The organism is Caballeronia sp. LZ019 (genome assembly GCF_031450825.1).
Lineage (GTDB): Bacteria > Pseudomonadota > Gammaproteobacteria > Burkholderiales > Burkholderiaceae > Caballeronia.
Window position 1 is genome coordinate 52,613 of record NZ_JARTVZ010000005.1, and the last position, 17,439, is coordinate 70,051.

Annotated in this window: 12 protein-coding genes, 2 tRNA genes and 2 rRNA genes; 10 read left to right on the plus strand and 6 right to left on the minus strand. The window is 61.0% G+C overall.

The genetic code is table 11. From position 1 onward, the window contains the following. Positions 1 to 36: 36 nt before the first annotated feature. From P9255_RS13595 to P9255_RS13610, 4 genes are all read right to left on the minus strand, one after another. Positions 37 to 2,919 (minus strand): 23S ribosomal RNA (locus P9255_RS13595). A gap of 285 nt (positions 2,920 to 3,204) precedes the next feature. Further along, positions 3,205 to 3,280, minus strand: a tRNA-Ala gene (locus P9255_RS13600). Positions 3,281 to 3,324: 44 nt separating this feature from the next. Further along, positions 3,325 to 3,401 (minus strand) — tRNA-Ile (locus tag P9255_RS13605). 61 nt (positions 3,402 to 3,462) lie between these two features. Beyond that, a 16S ribosomal RNA gene (locus P9255_RS13610) occupies positions 3,463 to 4,994 on the minus strand. Together the 16S and 23S rRNA genes with 2 tRNA genes alongside form the textbook arrangement of a ribosomal RNA operon. Positions 4,995 to 5,609: 615 nt before the next feature. On the opposite strand from P9255_RS13610, the gene P9255_RS13615 reads away from it, so the two are divergent. The 4 genes from P9255_RS13615 to P9255_RS13630 all read left to right on the plus strand — a co-directional run bounded on the left by P9255_RS13615 (position 5,610) and on the right by P9255_RS13630 (position 9,327). After that, complete coding sequence (locus P9255_RS13615) at positions 5,610 to 6,821, plus strand: DUF2863 family protein (protein WP_309764627.1); 1,212 nt, start codon at positions 5,610 to 5,612, stop codon at positions 6,819 to 6,821. A gap of 185 nt (positions 6,822 to 7,006) precedes the next feature. Next, complete coding sequence (locus tag P9255_RS13620) at positions 7,007 to 7,816, plus strand: response regulator transcription factor (protein ID WP_309764626.1); 810 nt, start codon at positions 7,007 to 7,009, stop codon at positions 7,814 to 7,816. Between the two features lie 68 nt (positions 7,817 to 7,884). After that, positions 7,885 to 8,559, plus strand: a complete 675-nt coding sequence (locus P9255_RS13625; RefSeq protein WP_309790748.1) for an energy-coupling factor ABC transporter permease — start codon at positions 7,885 to 7,887, stop codon at positions 8,557 to 8,559. Positions 8,560 to 8,697: 138 nt separating this feature from the next. After that, positions 8,698 to 9,327 (plus strand): BspC domain-containing protein, encoded by a 630-nt coding sequence (locus tag P9255_RS13630; protein ID WP_309789820.1) that lies wholly within the window; start codon positions 8,698 to 8,700, stop codon positions 9,325 to 9,327. Positions 9,328 to 9,421: 94 nt separating this feature from the next. Here the strand turns inward: P9255_RS13630 and P9255_RS13635 are convergent, their stop codons facing one another. Both P9255_RS13635 and yaaA read right to left on the minus strand, forming a co-directional pair. Then, positions 9,422 to 10,600 carry a M14-type cytosolic carboxypeptidase gene (locus P9255_RS13635; RefSeq protein WP_309789821.1) on the minus strand — a complete coding sequence of 393 codons (1,179 nt, stop codon included), beginning with the start codon at positions 10,598 to 10,600 and terminating at the stop codon, positions 9,422 to 9,424. Between the two features lie 35 nt (positions 10,601 to 10,635). Further along, positions 10,636 to 11,415, minus strand: coding sequence for a peroxide stress protein YaaA (yaaA, locus tag P9255_RS13640; protein ID WP_309764623.1), 780 nt, complete (start codon positions 11,413 to 11,415; stop codon positions 10,636 to 10,638). A gap of 56 nt (positions 11,416 to 11,471) precedes the next feature. On the opposite strand from yaaA, the gene P9255_RS13645 reads away from it, so the two are divergent. The 6 genes from P9255_RS13645 to P9255_RS13670 are packed head-to-tail and all read left to right on the plus strand — an operon-like array spanning position 11,472 to position 17,422. Next, positions 11,472 to 11,954, plus strand: a complete 483-nt coding sequence (locus P9255_RS13645) for a putative toxin-antitoxin system toxin component, PIN family (RefSeq protein ID WP_309789822.1) — start codon at positions 11,472 to 11,474, stop codon at positions 11,952 to 11,954. A gap of 41 nt (positions 11,955 to 11,995) precedes the next feature. Next, the gene (locus tag P9255_RS13650) at positions 11,996 to 13,177 is read left to right on the plus strand and encodes a pyridoxal phosphate-dependent aminotransferase (RefSeq protein WP_309764621.1); all 1,182 of its coding nucleotides are present in this window, start codon (positions 11,996 to 11,998) and stop codon (positions 13,175 to 13,177) included. A 60-nt stretch (positions 13,178 to 13,237) separates the two neighbouring features. After that, on the plus strand, positions 13,238 to 14,779 hold the full coding sequence (locus P9255_RS13655; RefSeq protein ID WP_309790749.1) for a 3-hydroxyacyl-CoA dehydrogenase: 1,542 nt from the start codon (positions 13,238 to 13,240) through the stop codon (positions 14,777 to 14,779). Next, on the plus strand, positions 14,776 to 15,564 hold the full coding sequence (locus P9255_RS13660) for an oxepin-CoA hydrolase, alternative type (RefSeq protein ID WP_309764620.1): 789 nt from the start codon (positions 14,776 to 14,778) through the stop codon (positions 15,562 to 15,564). Before P9255_RS13655 ends, P9255_RS13660 begins: the two co-directional genes overlap by 4 nt. A 3-nt stretch (positions 15,565 to 15,567) precedes the next feature. Continuing rightward, entirely contained in the window at positions 15,568 to 16,293 is a 726-nt protein-coding gene (locus tag P9255_RS13665) for a histidine phosphatase family protein (RefSeq protein WP_309789823.1), read from the plus strand. A 31-nt stretch (positions 16,294 to 16,324) separates the two neighbouring features. Continuing rightward, positions 16,325 to 17,422 carry a phosphotransferase gene (locus P9255_RS13670; RefSeq protein WP_309789824.1) on the plus strand — a complete coding sequence of 366 codons (1,098 nt, stop codon included), beginning with the start codon at positions 16,325 to 16,327 and terminating at the stop codon, positions 17,420 to 17,422. Positions 17,423 to 17,439: the final 17 nt, after the last annotated feature.

Sequence of the window (17,439 nt, forward strand, 5' to 3'; positions counted from 1 at the left end):
CTAAAGCGCTAACTCACTGCGAAACACACTGGTTATAGGATCAAGCCTTACGGGCAATTAGTATCAGTTAGCTCAATGCATTACTGCACTTACACACCTGACCTATCAACGTCCTGGTCTGGAACGACCCTTCAAGGGGCTCGAAGCCCCGGGGATATCTCATCTTAAGGCGAGTTTCCCGCTTAGATGCTTTCAGCGGTTATCTCTTCCGAACATAGCTACCCGGCGATGCCACTGGCGTGACAACCGGTACACCAGAGGTTCGTCCACTCCGGTCCTCTCGTACTAGGAGCAGCCCCCTTCAAATATCCAACGCCCACGGCAGATAGGGACCAAACTGTCTCACGACGTTTTAAACCCAGCTCACGTACCTCTTTAAATGGCGAACAGCCATACCCTTGGGACCGGCTACAGCCCCAGGATGAGATGAGCCGACATCGAGGTGCCAAACACCGCCGTCGATATGAACTCTTGGGCGGTATCAGCCTGTTATCCCCAGAGTACCTTTTATCCGTTGAGCGATGGCCCTTCCATACAGAACCACCGGATCACTATGACCTGCTTTCGCACCTGCTCGACTTGTCGGTCTCGCAGTTAAGCACGCTTATGCCATTGCACTATCAGCACGATTTCCGACCGTACCTAGCGTACCTTCGTACTCCTCCGTTACGCTTTGGGAGGAGACCGCCCCAGTCAAACTGCCTACCATGCACTGTCCCCGATCCGGATCACGGACCAAGGTTAGAACCTCAAACAAACCAGGGTGGTATTTCAAGGACGGCTCCACCGAAACTGGCGTTCCGGTTTCATAGCCTCCCACCTATCCTACACAGATCGGTTCAAAGTCCAATGCAAAGCTACAGTAAAGGTTCATGGGGTCTTTCCGTCTAGCCGCGGGGAGATTGCATCATCACAAACACTTCAACTTCGCTGAGTCTCGGGAGGAGACAGTGTGGCCATCGTTACGCCATTCGTGCAGGTCGGAACTTACCCGACAAGGAATTTCGCTACCTTAGGACCGTTATAGTTACGGCCGCCGTTTACCGGGACTTCAATCAAGAGCTTGCACCCCATCATTTAATCTTCCGGCACCGGGCAGGCGTCACACCCTATACGTCCACTTTCGTGTTTGCAGAGTGCTGTGTTTTTATTAAACAGTCGCAGCCACCAGTTTATTGCAACCTCTTCACCCTTCTGGCGCAGGCCAGTCAAGCTACAGAGGCGTACCTTATCCCGAAGTTACGGTACCAATTTGCCGAGTTCCTTCTCCCGAGTTCTCTCAAGCGCCTTAGAATACTCATCTCGCCCACCTGTGTCGGTTTGCGGTACGGTCATCGTTAGACTGAAGCTTAGAGGCTTTTCTTGGAACCACTTCCAATTGCTTCGCTTCCGAAGAAGCTCGCGCCACACCCTTGAATCCTGTGCCCGGATTTGCCTGAGCACCTTCTCCAATGCAGCGACCGGGACGTCCAACACCCGGACAACCTTCCGCGATCCGTCCCCCCATCGCATCTAACAATGGTGCAGGAATATTGACCTGCTTCCCATCAGCTACGCATTTCTGCCTCGCCTTAGGGGCCGACTCACCCTACGCCGATGAACGTTGCGTAGGAAACCTTGGGCTTACGGCGAGGGGGCTTTTCACCCCCTTTATCGCTACTCATGTCAGCATTCGCACTTCCGATACCTCCAGCATGCCTTTCGACACACCTTCGCAGGCTTACGGAACGCTCTCCTACCACACGTACTTGCGTACGCATCCGCAGCTTCGGTGACTGGCTTGAGCCCCGTTACATCTTCCGCGCAGGACGACTCGATCAGTGAGCTATTACGCTTTCTTTAAAGGGTGGCTGCTTCTAAGCCAACCTCCTGACTGTTTTAGCCTTCCCACTTCGTTTCCCACTTAGCCAATCTTGGGGACCTTAGCTGGCGGTCTGGGTTGTTTCCCTCTTGACACCGGACGTTAGCACCCGATGTCTGTCTCCCGTGATTGCACTCTTCGGTATTCGGAGTTTGCTATGGCGTAGTAATCCGCAATGGACCCCACAACCATGACAGTGCTCTACCCCCGAAGGTGATACACGAGGCACTACCTAAATAGTTTTCGGAGAGAACCAGCTATTTCCAAGTTTGTTTAGCCTTTCACCCCTATCCACAGCTCATCCCCTAACTTTTCAACGTTAGTGGGTTCGGTCCTCCAGTACGTGTTACCGCACCTTCAACCTGGCCATGGATAGATCACTTGGTTTCGGGTCTACGCCCAGCAACTGATCGCCCTATTCGGACTCGCTTTCGCTACGCCTGCCTTAATCAGTTAAGCTCGCTACTGAACGTAAGTCGCTGACCCATTATACAAAAGGTACGCCGTCACCCCTTGCGAGGCTCCGACTGTTTGTATGCATGCGGTTTCAGGATCTATTTCACTCCCCTCCCGGGGTTCTTTTCGCCTTTCCCTCACGGTACTGGTTCACTATCGGTCGATCACGAGTATTTAGCCTTGGAGGATGGTCCCCCCATCTTCAGACAGGATTTCACGTGTCCCGCCCTACTTGTCGTACCCCTAGTTCTTCCACGCTGCTTTCGCTTACAGGGCTATCACCTGCTATGGCCGCACTTTCCAGAGCGTTCAGCTAACAATGCAGATAAAGAGTACAGGCTCTTCCCATTTCGCTCGCCACTACTTTGGGAATCTCGGTTGATTTCTTTTCCTGCGGTTACTTAGATGTTTCAGTTCACCGCGTTCGCTCCACATGACCTATGTATTCAGTCATGGGTGACCCATACGGGCCGGGTTTCCCCATTCGGACATCTTCGGATCAATGCTCGTTTGCCAGCTCCCCGAAGCTTTTCGCAGGCTACCGCGTCCTTCATCGCCTGTGATCGCCAAGGCATCCACCACATGCACTTGTTCGCTTGACCCTATAACGAGTGCGTCTCTCATCGAGCCACATCCGCCATAGGCTGAGTTTTCGCGTTGTGCCGTATTCCAAGTCATCATTAAGATCACTTTTCATACTCGATACAATCACTACCCTGAACCTGCTACTCGCGCCCATCTCTAAGCGCTTTCCCAGATTCTCTTTACTACTTCTTCCAGATTGTTAAAGAACGTTTAGCCGACAAGCGTGTTTCAATACTTGCGACATCAACTGGCTAGCAATCGCCAATGCTTAACGCTTACCCGAAGCGCTAGGCATTGAGGATTGGTGGAGGATGACGGGATCGAACCGACGACCCCCTGCTTGCAAAGCAGGTGCTCTCCCAGCTGAGCTAATCCCCCGATGAGGCCTGACTAAGGTGTTGCCCAGCCACGCCTGATTCGGATGGTGGGTCTGGTTGGATTCGAACCAACGACCCCCGCCTTATCAAGACGGTGCTCTAACCGACTGAGCTACAGACCCTTAGCCTGTCTTTCTGACAGCCGATAAGCGTGAGCGCTTAACTTTAAGCGCGAAGCTCGAGAAAGGAGGTGATCCAGCCGCACCTTCCGATACGGCTACCTTGTTACGACTTCACCCCAGTCATGAATCCCACCGTGGTAAGCGCCCTCCTTGCGGTTAGGCTACCTACTTCTGGTGAAACCCACTCCCATGGTGTGACGGGCGGTGTGTACAAGACCCGGGAACGTATTCACCGCGGCATGCTGATCCGCGATTACTAGCGATTCCAGCTTCACGCAGTCGAGTTGCAGACTGCGATCCGGACTACGATCGGTTTTCTGGGATTGGCTCCACCTCGCGGCTTGGCAACCCTCTGTTCCGACCATTGTATGACGTGTGAAGCCCTACCCATAAGGGCCATGAGGACTTGACGTCATCCCCACCTTCCTCCGGTTTGTCACCGGCAGTCTCCTTAGAGTGCTCTTGCGTAGCAACTAAGGACAAGGGTTGCGCTCGTTGCGGGACTTAACCCAACATCTCACGACACGAGCTGACGACAGCCATGCAGCACCTGTGCGCCGGTTCTCTTTCGAGCACCCCCACCTTTCAGCAGGGTTCCGACCATGTCAAGGGTAGGTAAGGTTTTTCGCGTTGCATCGAATTAATCCACATCATCCACCGCTTGTGCGGGTCCCCGTCAATTCCTTTGAGTTTTAATCTTGCGACCGTACTCCCCAGGCGGTCAACTTCACGCGTTAGCTACGTTACTAAGGAAATGAATCCCCAACAACTAGTTGACATCGTTTAGGGCGTGGACTACCAGGGTATCTAATCCTGTTTGCTCCCCACGCTTTCGTGCATGAGCGTCAGTGTTGGCCCAGGAGGCTGCCTTCGCCATCGGTATTCCTCCACATCTCTACGCATTTCACTGCTACACGTGGAATTCTACCTCCCTCTGCCACACTCAAAGCCTGCCAGTCACCAATGCAGTTCCCAGGTTAAGCCCGGGGATTTCACATCGGTCTTAACAGACCGCCTGCGCACGCTTTACGCCCAGTAATTCCGATTAACGCTCGCACCCTACGTATTACCGCGGCTGCTGGCACGTAGTTAGCCGGTGCTTATTCTTCCGGTACCGTCATCCTCCATCCATATTAGGGACGAAGTTTTCTTTCCGGACAAAAGTGCTTTACAACCCGAAGGCCTTCTTCACACACGCGGCATTGCTGGATCAGGGTTGCCCCCATTGTCCAAAATTCCCCACTGCTGCCTCCCGTAGGAGTCTGGGCCGTGTCTCAGTCCCAGTGTGGCTGGTCGTCCTCTCAGACCAGCTACAGATCGTCGCCTTGGTAGGCCTTTACCCCACCAACTAGCTAATCTGCCATCGGCCGCCCCTGCAGCGCGAGGTCCGAAGATCCCCCGCTTTCCTCCGTAGATCGTATGCGGTATTAATCCGGCTTTCGCCGGGCTATCCCCCACTACAGGACACGTTCCGATGTATTACTCACCCGTTCGCCACTCGCCGCCAGGCCGAAGCCCGCGCTGCCGTCCGACTTGCATGTGTAAGGCATGCCGCCAGCGTTCAATCTGAGCCAGGATCAAACTCTTCAGTTCAAACCTGTTACTGTTTTTCGGTTCCGTTAGAAACCGGTCGCTCACTCAACGTACTGACGATGATTAATCCGTCCGAAGACAGACAAACCTTCCTCTTAATACTTCGTGTGAGACTCTTGATTACTTTTGCTTGTCGCTCCAGCACCTAAGCACCAGAACCGCACTCGCCATCAAGCGCCCACACTTATCGGCTGTTAGTTTTTAAAGAACATTCGCCAGACCACCCTGCTTCGTCTTGCGTCGCTGCGTCAGCAGCAGAGAAACGAGATTATGAACATCGCTTCGAAGTCTGTCAACAAGTTTTTGAATCGCTTTACTTGCTGACTGCGCTGGAGACCTTCTACCGCCACTCTCCCGCGCCCTTCCAAACCGCCTCATCCCGCTTCCTTCGCGTTCAGTGAATCGCGAAGGAACGGAATTCTAGTTAGCGCCGGGGCAATATGCAAGGCCTGCAACACGAAAATCTGCAAAGTCACTGCGGTGCCTGGCCGTCGCGGCTACGTCGCAAGGCGCGCCGCATCGTCGCTTGTCTGCCTTCCGCGACGATCGCTCCGGTAAAACCGTGGCCCGAGCGACTACAATAAAAGGTTCACTGCCCCAATAACTTGTATCGATATGCGCACGCGAACCGCAAAACGTATTCCCCCCGACGCGGACAAACTCGTCAGTCTATCTCTCGCGCTGTTCGCCTCGGGCAGCCGCGTCGAGGATCGCTTCTGGGAAGGCCGCCTCGACACGATCATCGCCAAACTCGTGCGCAACGGCAACCAGACGACGCTCGATGCCGCGCTCGATCACCTTCAGCAGAATCATCCCGATGCCTACGGCGCACTCGCCGATATGGCCGAAACGCACAGCGAGTCGTTCCGCATCGACATCGACGGCGTTCCGCATGAAGCGCTGTTGATCGCGGCGCCGGTGCTCGCGTGGACGCGTTATGCGATCCCCTCGGGTACGCTCAAGAGCGATACGATCGACGCCCTGCGCACGCAATTGCAGGCACATGTTCTCGCATCCGACGCGCGCGTCGCCGTCGCGCCGTACCTGTATAGCATCGACCAGTTGCCGCGCCATCACGTCGACACGGCGCGTCTCGCGCAACAGTTGATGCAGACCGCGCTTGGCGGCGCCACCGCCCGCCTCAACCTGTCCGACTTGCCCGAGACATCACCGATTCTCGCCGACCCGCGCTTCTTGCTCGCGGTGGCTGTCGTGCCTGCGGACGCCGCGTTCTTCCGCTGGCAGCAAGAGGAGAACGGCGCGCGGATCGAACGCGGTCAGTGTCTCGAACAATGGGCGACGCAGGGCGGAGCCAGCTTTGCGACGATCCTGCCTGGTTGCGAGTTCGAATGTTTGCTGCCGGATGCCTACTATTCAGCGTGTCGTGATGCTGATGAGCAAGTACGACCCCACACTGTTCGCACTGCCGTCCGTTATCTTTTCGATACGCTCGGCACCGCACCCCAGGAACTGCGTGCGGTCATCGCCGGATTCGGCGAGCGCCGTATCGACGAATATCGCATCGGCTTCACGCGCCGTGGCAGCAACGATGTGATCTACGGCGTCGTCTGGCCGCTTTATGGCCGTGAGAACGCAGACGCCACCATGGAAGACGAAGCCGACATGGAAGGGGCGGACGGGCCGATCGAAGAAATCGTCGAACTGCTGAGGAAAGCAGGCGTCTCGGACGTCCGCCGCCACGCTGGCCGCTTCGAACCGGAATTCTGCGACGACTGCGGCGTCCCGCTTTATGCCGACCCTCTCGGCGAGATCGTACACGCGGAAATGCCTGAAGACGCGGAGCCCGCGCAGCCTCATTTTCACTGACCAAACTCAGCTAGTTTGCCGCCCAGCCAAGCCCCGCCTCGCGCGGGGCTTTGTCCATTTTGCCTATGCCGTTCGGATAGGGCGCGCAACGGCCAGAAGTTTGTCAATATGACGCCGACACCGACAAATCGCCGGTGTCGAGACCCGTCGCGAATGGCGGCGGACGTATTGAAACGAGGTCAAGCATGAAAATTATCATCATGGGTTCGGACGCGGAGCGCCGTGCGGGCCTGAAAACATTGCTGCGCCGTGTCGCGCGTCAAGCACAGTTCACCGAAGTGAAAGACTGGCGGCAAGCTGCGTCGGCGCTGAAGCGCATCGAGGCCAGCATGATCGTCATCGACTGGGCCGAAACCTTGCGCATGAGCGATCTGGAGACATTGCTCGATAACGCGCCCGGCGTGCCCGCCGCCACGATGGTGGATCGCTGCGGGGCTGCGCAGGTGTATATGCTGATGGGCGCCGGCGCGATGGGCGTGATCCCGCGCACCCTCGAACCTATCCTGATTCTCCGCGCGCTCGAGATGGTGCTCATCGGCGGGCACTATGTTCCGCCCGATATCATCGACCTCGAATCGCTGCGCGACCTTCCGCTCCGCCGCTTTCAAAGCAACGCTGCACTACCGCGCAGCAGGAGGATTCATTCGACCCTGTCGCCGCGTCAACAGCAGATCATGCGCTGCGTCCATATGGGCAGCACGAACAAGATGATCGCGAAGACGCTCGGCATCAGTGAAGGCACCGTCAAGATTCATCTCGCGAGCATCTTTCAGCAACTAGGCGCGACGAATCGCGCAGCCGCGGTGGCCATCTACAACGGCGTGCAGAACTCGCACCTGGAGATCCTGCGCAGCGAAACTCAGCAATCGGTCCGCCCGACGCCCGGCGAGTCCAACGTCATTCCGCTTCGTCATCGGCACATCAAGTATCCGCCCCTGACGGACGGCGCCGCCGCGCCCCTGCCCATGGCCGCGGAACCTGAGGCTTCGTTTTAGCAACAATGGCGGAAAGCGGGTTCGTGGATTGCGCACACGTTTCACACGCAACGAGTAAGATGCAAGGCATGGGGTTCTTCTATACACCGCTACCGCTGTGGCTGACCGTCGGCAGTTGGCTTGTCGCCGCGGGGCTGCTCGCACTCGTAGTCGTGCAGCGGCCGTTCAGCCGCCTGCATGACGCTACGCTTCAGCACGTGTGGCTGGGCGTGATCGTGTCGGTGACCGTGTTGTGGGCGTGCAATGCATGGTTCGACGACGGACCCGTCATTCACTTGCTGGGCGCAACGCTCATGGTCACGCTCTTTGACTGGCGGCTCGCGCTCATCGGCACTGCCGCCAGCACAGGGCTCGCGGCAGTGGTGCTCGATGCGTCGTGGCTCTCGGTCGCAACCACGTACCTGCTTTTCGGCGCCCTCCCGGTCGGGGTATCGACGCTGCTGCAACGTCTTTCCAACGCGTGGCTGCCGCGCAACCTCTTCACGTTTATCGCCGGGCACGGCTTCATCGCTTCGGCAGCGGCGGTGGCGGCTGCATGCGGCGCAACGGTGCTTCTGGAGATGGCGCTTGCGGGCGGCCGCATCAACGTCCCTGCGGCCTTTACGCGCGGCTCGCTGCTGCTCGGCACCGGCGAGGCGCTCTTCACGGGGCTGCTCACCATCCTGATCACGGTCTACAAGCCCGCGTGGATCACCACCTACGACGTCCGCCGCTATCGGCTGGACCGCGGCCCTCGGGTGTGAACGCGCCGGCCTTTTCACGGGCCCGGCGGCATCATCTCGGACTTCAGGCGGTCCGGAGCGCGCACAAAGTACGATAAGATTGAACTCCTTCCCCACACGAGGCATCTTACTTGCCCGTGTCTTCTTAGCGCCAAATTGATGGAAAGTAATTACGCACCGCGCCGGCTCATGCGGCTCGTCGGCCGGTTCGCGGTATGCGCATGGCTTGCATGCTCAGCATCCGCCTTTGCCGATACGCTCGACGAGCGCAATGAACTGATTCACCACTTCGTCACCGATTACAGCGCCAATCCGCTTGTTGCCGATTGCGCAGCGCACGGCAACTTCATCGCCAGCACATCGGCGGCGTTCGATCACGTCGAATTCCCCGCATCTTCCTTCGATTCATCGCATTCCACCATCGAACCGTGGAACGATTCGTTCGATGAGAAGAAGCAGCGCATCAAGGTCGACAACGTCGTGACCGTCGAGGGACAAGGCATGTCGAAGAGCGGCGAGCGCGATCCCATGCCGCTCAAGTTCCGCTGCGGCTATGTCGGCAGTCAAATGCTCGCGTTCGGCTGGAATGACCCCGTCCCGCCCCTGCGTCCGCGGGCGGAAGCGCCTGTTGCGCGAAGCACGGCGCGTAGCGCGAAGCACGGCGCAACCGCCGGACACGGCGCGAAGACCAAGGCGGCACCGGCAGGCAAGGCGACAACGACGAGCAAGGCGCCCGCCAAGTCCACGAAGGCGTCGGGCAGCACGAAGAAGACATCGAAGAAGCACTGAGCTTCAACCAGGCCTCAAGAAGACATAACCAGACAAAGGGCGTGGCCATCGAAAGATGACCACGCCCTTCGTTCTTATCGCACGCCGGCGATGTTCAATCAGCTCGCGCTATGCCGTCAGCGAACGCCTGCAAGTGCCAAAGAATCGCCTGCAACATGGAGGCGCCCAGCGCGGCGCTTCGCTCGCCGTTCCAGCCGACGCGCTCATCCGGCAGATTCGCGTTGTCCTTGAACGGCATTTCCAGCGTCAGCGACACGCACTTGTACTCGTTGCCGATGTACTTCGACGCGAGCTTCAGCGCATCCGACTGATACTTGCCCGACTCATAGCCGTGGACATCCTGGAAGTCCGGGCTCGCCTGCTTGAAGAATTCGACGAACGCCTTCTGCTCCTTCGCCTGCTGCGCGGTGAAGCCCGGCAGCATCTCGGAGCCCGCGACGAACACATACGGAATGCCTTCGTCGCCGTGGATATCGAAGAACATGTCGCAGCCGTTCGCGCGGATCGCGTCGCGCACGAGCAGCACTTCGGGGCTGCGCTCGGCGCTCGGCTCCATCCATTCGCGATTCAGGTTTGCGCCCGCCGCATTGGTGCGCAGATTGCCGAGCACGCTGCCATCCGGATTCATATTGGGCACCATGTGAAACACCGCGCGATCGAACAGCGCGCGCGCGACGGGGTCGCCGGACCAGTCGCCCCATCCGGCGAGGCGCTTGACGAGCCCTTCGACGAACCATTCCGCCATCGTTTCACCGGGATGCTGGCGCGCGATGATCCAGATGTTCTTCTTCGGCTGTCCGCCCGGCTCCGCATCGAGACCCAGCGTGAGCAGCGACATCGGCCGATTCTCGACGGTGCGGCCGAGTTCCGTCAGCGTCGCGTGGGGCATCTGCTGAAGCGCGCCGAGAAATTCGGCATGGCGCTCCTCGCTATACGGCTCGAAATACGCGTAATAGATGCGATCGAAGTCCGGCGTATGGTCGATCACCAGTTCCGTGCCGTCGTACTGCGTCGGCACGCGGAACCAGTTCACGCGATCGTAGCTCGCGACCGCCTGGTAATCGCGCCATCCATCGGGGAACGCGCACTTCGACGCGTTCTCGAAGGTCAGCACGAGGCGCTGGCCGCGCCCGCCCGACACGCGAAAGTAGAACCACTGCGCGAAGTCCGCGCGGGTATCCGGCCGAACGCGCAGACGAATGTCCGCGGGATTGCGGGCGTCGATGACCTCGATCGCGCCCGCGTCGAAGTTGCTGGTGATGGAAATGCTCATGTCGATGTCCTTTGTCCACTCGCGATGCGTGCAGATCACTCCGCGATGCGGCGGCGAAAAACGTAAGTCGTATCGTTCGATGCCTCTTCGTCGAACCGGTAGCCTTCGCTGTCGAACCCCTTCAGCGCCTCCGGCTCGTCGATCCGATTCTGCACCGCATAGCGCGCCATCAGTCCGCGCGCGCGCTTCGCATGAAAGCTGATGATCTTGTAGCGGCCACCCTTCCAGTCCTCGAACACCGGCGAAACCACCGGCGCGTCGAGCAGCTTCGGCTTCACCGACCTGAAGTATTCTTCCGATGCGCAGTTGACCAGCACCCGCGCGCCGCGCCGCCGTCTGAACTGCTCATTGAGCGCCGCCGTGATGCGCTCGCCCCAGAACGCGTACAGGTCCTTGCCGCGCGAGTTCGGAAACTTCGTGCCCATCTCCAGCCGGTACGGCTGCAGCAGATCCAGCGGCCGCAAGAGTCCATACAGCCCCGACAGCACGCGCACGTGGTTCTGCGCGAAATCGAGATCGGCGGAGGTGAGCGTCTTCGCCGCGAAGCCTTCGTACACGTCGCCGTTGAACGCGAGCACCGCCTGCTTCGAGTTCTGCGCGTCGAAAGTCTTCGACCATTCGGCGTAACGCTGGAAGTTGAGCGTGGCGAGCTGGTCGGAGATACCCATCATTCCGCCGATCTGCTGCGGCGAAAGCTGCCGCAAGCCCTGAATCAGTTCGGCGGCATCATCGACGAATTCGGGCAGCGTGTGCTTCCTGATGTGGGCGGGCGTCTCGTAGTCGAGCGATTTGGCAGGCGAGAGAACGATTATCATGGAGGCTCGCCGGCACCCCGCCGACGATCATAGGCATAAACCCCCGATTGTATCGAATGGAAAATTCCGCCGCGTCACCCGCCAGAGCGCGCGTCGTGCTCGATTCGAACGTGTGGATCGACATCCTGGTGTTCGACGATCCCGCCACCCGGCCGATCCGCGCCGCGCTCGAAGCCCGCACGCTCAACGCGTTGATCGATGCCCGGTGTCTCGCCGAACTCACGCACGTGCTCGACTATCCGCAGTTCGTGCGCATCAACATCGACAAGGCGGCGGCGCTCGATACGCTCGCGCGCCTGTCGACACTGATCGCGCCGGAAGCATCGGCGGATGAGCGGCCCTTGCCGAAGTGCCGCGACCGCGACGACCAGAAGTTTCTCGAACTCGCGCACGCATCGAACGCGGACTGGCTCGTCTCGAAGGACCGCGCGGTGCTGAAGCTCGCACGCCGCGTCGCGCGCGACTTCGCGTTTCGCATCGCCGAGCCGAAGCCGTTCGTCGCGGCATTCGAAGCGAGGGCCATCGCAGAAGTCGCCTGAAACGTGCGCGAGAACCGCACAGCCCACGTCCAACAATCATCATGAACGCCATGCACCCAATGCCTGAAGCGTCACCCGAGCTGTCCTTTCCCTCGCGTCTGCCGAACGTCGGCACGACCATCTTCACCGTGATGAGCGCCCTCGCCGCACAAAAGGGCGCGGTGAATCTCGGTCAGGGCTTCCCCGATTTCGACTGCGATCCCCGTATCGTCGACGCCGTCGCCTCCGCGATGCGCGACGGCCATAATCAGTACCCGCCGATGGCCGGCGCGGCGCCGCTGCGGCAGGCCATCGCGCGCAAGATCGAAGCGCTTTACGGCCGCGCCTACGACGCCGACCGCGAAATCACCGTCACCGCCGGCGCGACGCAGGCGCTGCTGACCGCCGTGCTGTGCTGCGTGCATCCGGGCGATGAAGTCGTCGTGATCGAGCCGATGTACGACAGCTACGTGCCCGCGATCGAACTCGCGGGCGGCAAGCCGGTGTTCGTATCGCTCGAAGCGCCGGACTACGCGCTGCCCTTCGACAAGATCGCCGCCGCGATCACGCCGAAGACGCGCCTTCTGATGATCAACACGCCGCACAATCCGACCGGCCGCGTCTGGCGGGAAGCGGACATGCGCAAGCTCGAAGACATCGTGCGCGGCACCGGCGTGCTGATCGTCTCCGATGAAGTCTACGAACACATGGTCTACGACGGCGCGCCGCACGAAAGCGTCTCGCGCTATCCGGAACTCGCGAAACGCAGCTTCGTCGTGTCGAGCTTCGGCAAGACGTTTCATGTGACGGGCTGGAAGCTCGGCTACGTCGCGGCGCCCGCGCCGCTCACGGCTGAATTCCGCAAGGTGCATCAGTTCAATGTGTTCACGGTGAACACGCCGATGCAGATCGGCCTCGCGCACTATCTCGAAGACCCGAAGCCGTATCTGGAACTGCCCGCGTTCTACCAGAAGAAACGCGACTTCTTCCGCGCGGGCCTCGCGAACACGCGCTTCTCGCTGCTGCCTTGCGACGGCACGTACTTCCAGTGCGTCGACTATTCGGCGATCAGCGACATGTCCGAAGCCGACTTCTCGCAATGGCTCACGAGCGAGATCGGCGTCGCGGCCATTCCGGTGTCGGCGTTCTATCACGAGCCTCACGAATCCGGCGTCGTGCGTTTCTGCTTCGCGAAGAAGGAAGAGACGCTTGCGCTGGCACTGGAGCGGCTCAGCAAGCTCTAGCCGCGTCTCACTGCCGGACATTCAGATCAGATGAAGCATACCGAGGAGACGAAACGCATCATGAGTCCGCAGGAATACAAGATCGAGACACTCGGCATCGTCGGCAGCGGCGCGATGGGACGCGGCATCGCGCAGATCGCCGCGCTCGCCGGGCTGACCGTGCGTCTCTACGATTCGAACCCGGCCGCGCTCGACGCCGCGCGCGCGTATCTGTCCGAGACGTTCGGCAAGCTCGCCGCCAAAGGCAAGATCAAGGAGGCCGACGCGCACGCCGCGTTCGCACTCGTCCACGATGCACAGGACCTGAGCGAGCTCGCCGACTGCGGCGCGGTCGTCGAGGCGATCGTCGAGAACATCGACATCAAGCGCGAGGTCTTTCGCGAACTGGAAGCGGTCGTCGGCGCATCGTGCATTCTGGCGTCGAACACGTCGTCGCTGTCGATCACCGCGATCGCCGCGGGCTGCGCGAAACCGGAGCGCGTCGCGGGCTTCCACTTTTTCAATCCGGTGCCGCTGATGCGCGTCGTCGAAGTCATCGACGGACTACGCGGCGATCCGCGCGCCGGCGATGCGCTGATGGAACTCGCGCGCCGCATCGGCCACACGCCGGTGCGCGCGAAGGACATGCCGGGCTTCATCGTCAATCACGCGGGGCGCGGCATGAACACCGAAGGCCTGCGCGTGGCGAGCGAAGGCGTCGCGAGCTTCGCGGATATCGACCGCATCATGCGCGAGCAGGCGGGCTTCCGGCTCGGACCGTTCGAATTGCTCGACCTGACCGCGCTCGATGTCTCGCATCCGGTGATGGAATCCATCTATCACCAGTTCTACGAAGAGCCGCGCTTCACGCCGTCGCCGATCACCGGCACGCGGCTCGCGGGCGGGCTGATCGGGCGCAAGGCGGGCGAAGGCTTCTATCGTTATATCGATGGCAAGCAGCAGGCGCCCGACGAAGCCCCCGCGCCGACGCAACTTCCGGCGCGCGTGTGGATCAGCCGCGCATCGCCTGCCGCGCGCGAGCAAGTGCTCAAAGTGATCGCGAAGCATGACGCGGGCGTTCACATCGATTGCGGCGTCACGCCCGCGCCGGAATCGCTGATCGTCGTCACGCCGCTCGGCTTCGATGCGACGACGACCGCCGTCGCGGAGCATCTCGACGCCACGCGCGTCGTCGCCGTTGACACGCTCTTTCCGCTCGATACCGTCGCGCGCCGCACGATCATGACGACGCCCGCGACGACGCCCGCCATGCGCGACGCCGCCCACGCGCTCTTTTCCGCCGACGGCGTGCCCGTCACCGTGATCCGCGATTCCACCGGCTTCGTCGCACAACGCGTCGTGGCGACGATCGTCAATATCGGCTGCGATATCGCGCAGCAAGACATTGCGACGCCCGGGGATATCGACCTCGCCGTGACGCTCGGGCTCGGCTATCCGCGCGGGCCGCTCGCGCTGGGCGACTCGCTCGGCGCGGCGACCATTCTCACGATCCTGCGCAATATGCAAAGCGTGCTCGGCGATCCGCGTTACCGCCCTTCTCCGTGGCTCACGCGCCGCGCGCAGCTTGGACTTTCGCTCACCCACGACGAGGAGCGCCGATGAGCGCCGAACTTCTGACACATCGCCCCGCCGGCAGCGACACCACGCTCGTGCTGAAGCTGTCTAATCCGGGCGCGCGCAACGCGCTGCATCCGGACATGTACGCAGCGGGCATCGAGGCGCTTTCCACCGCCGAGCGCGACAGCTCGGTGCGCGCGATCGTGCTGACCGGCGCGGACAATTTCTTCTGCGCGGGCGGCAATCTGAATCGTCTGCTGGAGAACCGTGCGAAGGCGCCATCGGTGCAGGCGGAAAGCATCGACCTGCTCGCGGAATGGATCAGCGCGCTGCGGGCATCGACCAAGCCGGTGATCGCAGCGGTCGAAGGCGCGGCGGCCGGCGCGGGTTTCTCGCTCGCGCTCGCATGCGATCTGATCGTCGCCGCCGACGATGCGCGCTTCGTCATGTCGTACGCACGCGTCGGCCTGACGCCGGATGGCGGCGCTTCGTGGTTCCTGTCACGCGCGCTGCCGCGCACGCTCGCGAGCGAGGTGCTGCTCGAAGCGAAGCCGATCGGCGCGCCGCGTCTCTATGAGGTCGGCGTCGTGAACCGGCTGACGAAGAAGGGCATTGCGCTCGATGCGGCCATCGCGTGGGCCGACGATCTCGGCAGCGTGTCGCCGAAAGCGCTCGCGCGCATCAAGTCGCTGATCAACGCGGCGGACGTGCAGCCGCTCGCCGCGCATCTCGATCTCGAACGCGACGCTTTCGTCGATGCCCTCCATCACGGCGATGCGCTCGAAGGCATCACCGCGTTCCTCGACAAGCGCCAGCCCAACTATCGTTAAGTCATGGCTCACTACGAACTGCCGAAGCGGCGGCGCATCTTCCTGATGCGTCACGGCGACGTCACCTATTTCGACGACACAGGCCGCGCGATCGATCCCGAAAGCGTGCCGCTCAACGAACGCGGCCGCGAGGAAGCGAGCGCGGCCGGGCGCGAGTTCGCGGCGCAACGCATACGCTTCGATCGCGTGATCGCGAGCGGCCTGCCGCGCACGTTGGAAACCGCGCAGCGCGTGCTGGCGGAGACGGGGCAATCGGTCGATATCGAAATCTGGCCGGAATGGCAGGAGATACGCGGCGGCCGGCTCGCGAATCTTTCGACGAGCGACATCGAGCGCGCGTTCCTCTCGGTGTTCGATGGCGTCGTGCCCGAGGCGACGCAGTTTCTAGGCGGCGAGACCATCGGCGAATTGCTCGACCGCGCCCTCCCCGCGATGGCCCGGCTGCGCGCCGACACCGCGTGGGACACGGTCCTGCTCGTGCTGCACGGCGGCGTCAATCGCGCGCTGCTCTCGCATGCGATCACTGCGGGCGGGCGCGCGTTCTACGGGCATCTGTCGCAGGCGACGGGCTGCATCAACGCGCTCGATGTCGGCGACAAACCCGGCGACTGGGTCGTGCATGCGATCAACCACTCGCCGCCCTCGCCCCTGCACGCGGACGTCCGCAACACGACGATGGAACTGCTCTACGCGCAGTTCGTGCGATTCAAGGCGAGCGGCATGAACTGACGACGCTTCGCCAACCAGACCGGAGGAGACGATGCCCGACAACGATACGAACAAGCACTCCGATTTTTCAGCATTCGAAGGCACGCGCCCCGTTCACGAACGGCAGCGCTTCGATACCGATGCGCTGACCGCATGGCTCGCATCGCACGTCGATGGCTTCGCGGGTCCGCTCGACATGGAGCAGTTCGCGGGCGGCCAGTCGAACCCGACGTTCAAGCTGGTCACGCCATCGCGCAGCTATGTGATGCGGGCCAAGCCCGGCCCCGCCGCGAAGCTGCTGCCTTCGGCTCACGCAATCGAACGCGAATACCGCGTGATGGACGGGCTCGCCGCCACCGACGTGCCCGTCGCGCGCATGCTGGCGCTCTGCGAGGACGAAAGCGTGATCGGCCGCGCGTTCTACGTCATGGAGTTCGTCGACGGCCGCGTGCTGTGGGACCCGTCGCTGCCCGGCATGACGCAGGGCGAGCGCGCCGCGGTCTACGACGAAGCCAATCGCGTGATCGCCGCCCTGCATACGGTCGATGCCGAAGCCGCCGGTCTCGCGAATTACGGCAAGCCGGGCAATTACTTCGAGCGGCAGATCGGGCGCTGGAGCAAGCAGTACGTCGCATCGCAGACGGAGGAAATCGATGCGATGAATCGGCTGATCGACTGGCTGCCGCACCACATTCCGCGCGCATCGGAACGGAAAGCCAGCGTTGTTCATGGCGACTTCCGGCTCGACAACCTCATTTTTCATCGCGACGAGCCGCGCGTGCTCGCCGTGCTCGACTGGGAACTGTCGACGCTCGGCGACCCGCTTGCCGACTTCGCGTATCACTGCATGGCGTGGCATGTCGAACCGTCGCAGTTTCGCGGCATCGCCGGACTGGACTGGACATCGCTCGGGATTCCCGAAGAAGCCGCATATGTCGCGCGCTATTGCGAGCGCACGGGGTTCACCATCGAAGGCGAGTGGAACTTCTTTCTCGCCTACAACATGTTCCGCATCGCGGCGATCCTGCAGGGCATCATGAAGCGCGTCGCCGATGGCACCGCCGCGAGCGCGCAAGCCATCGACGCGGGACGCCGCGCCCGCCCGATGGCGGAACTCGCGTGGCGATACGCGCAGAAAGTGGGACGATGATCACGGAGGGACGCATC

Bases quoted from the DNA above. Each gene is read 5' to 3' on its own strand.
- P9255_RS13630 (WP_309789820.1), top strand. From the start codon at position 8,698: ATGGAAAGTAATTACGCACCGCGCCGGCTCATGCGGCTCGTCGGCCGG.
- P9255_RS13665 (WP_309789823.1), top strand. From the start codon at position 15,568: ATGGCTCACTACGAACTGCCGAAGCGGCGGCGCATCTTCCTGATGCGT.
- P9255_RS13635 (WP_309789821.1), bottom strand. From the start codon at position 10,600: ATGAGCATTTCCATCACCAGCAACTTCGACGCGGGCGCGATCGAGGTC.
- P9255_RS13615 (WP_309764627.1), top strand. From the start codon at position 5,610: ATGCGCACGCGAACCGCAAAACGTATTCCCCCCGACGCGGACAAACTC.
- P9255_RS13660 (WP_309764620.1), top strand. From the start codon at position 14,776: ATGAGCGCCGAACTTCTGACACATCGCCCCGCCGGCAGCGACACCACG.
- P9255_RS13670 (WP_309789824.1), top strand. From the start codon at position 16,325: ATGCCCGACAACGATACGAACAAGCACTCCGATTTTTCAGCATTCGAA.
- P9255_RS13625 (WP_309790748.1), top strand. From the start codon at position 7,885: ATGGGGTTCTTCTATACACCGCTACCGCTGTGGCTGACCGTCGGCAGT.
- yaaA (WP_309764623.1), bottom strand. From the start codon at position 11,415: ATGATAATCGTTCTCTCGCCTGCCAAATCGCTCGACTACGAGACGCCC.
- P9255_RS13620 (WP_309764626.1), top strand. From the start codon at position 7,007: ATGAAAATTATCATCATGGGTTCGGACGCGGAGCGCCGTGCGGGCCTG.
- P9255_RS13645 (WP_309789822.1), top strand. From the start codon at position 11,472: ATGGAAAATTCCGCCGCGTCACCCGCCAGAGCGCGCGTCGTGCTCGAT.
- P9255_RS13650 (WP_309764621.1), top strand. From the start codon at position 11,996: ATGAACGCCATGCACCCAATGCCTGAAGCGTCACCCGAGCTGTCCTTT.
- P9255_RS13655 (WP_309790749.1), top strand. From the start codon at position 13,238: ATGAGTCCGCAGGAATACAAGATCGAGACACTCGGCATCGTCGGCAGC.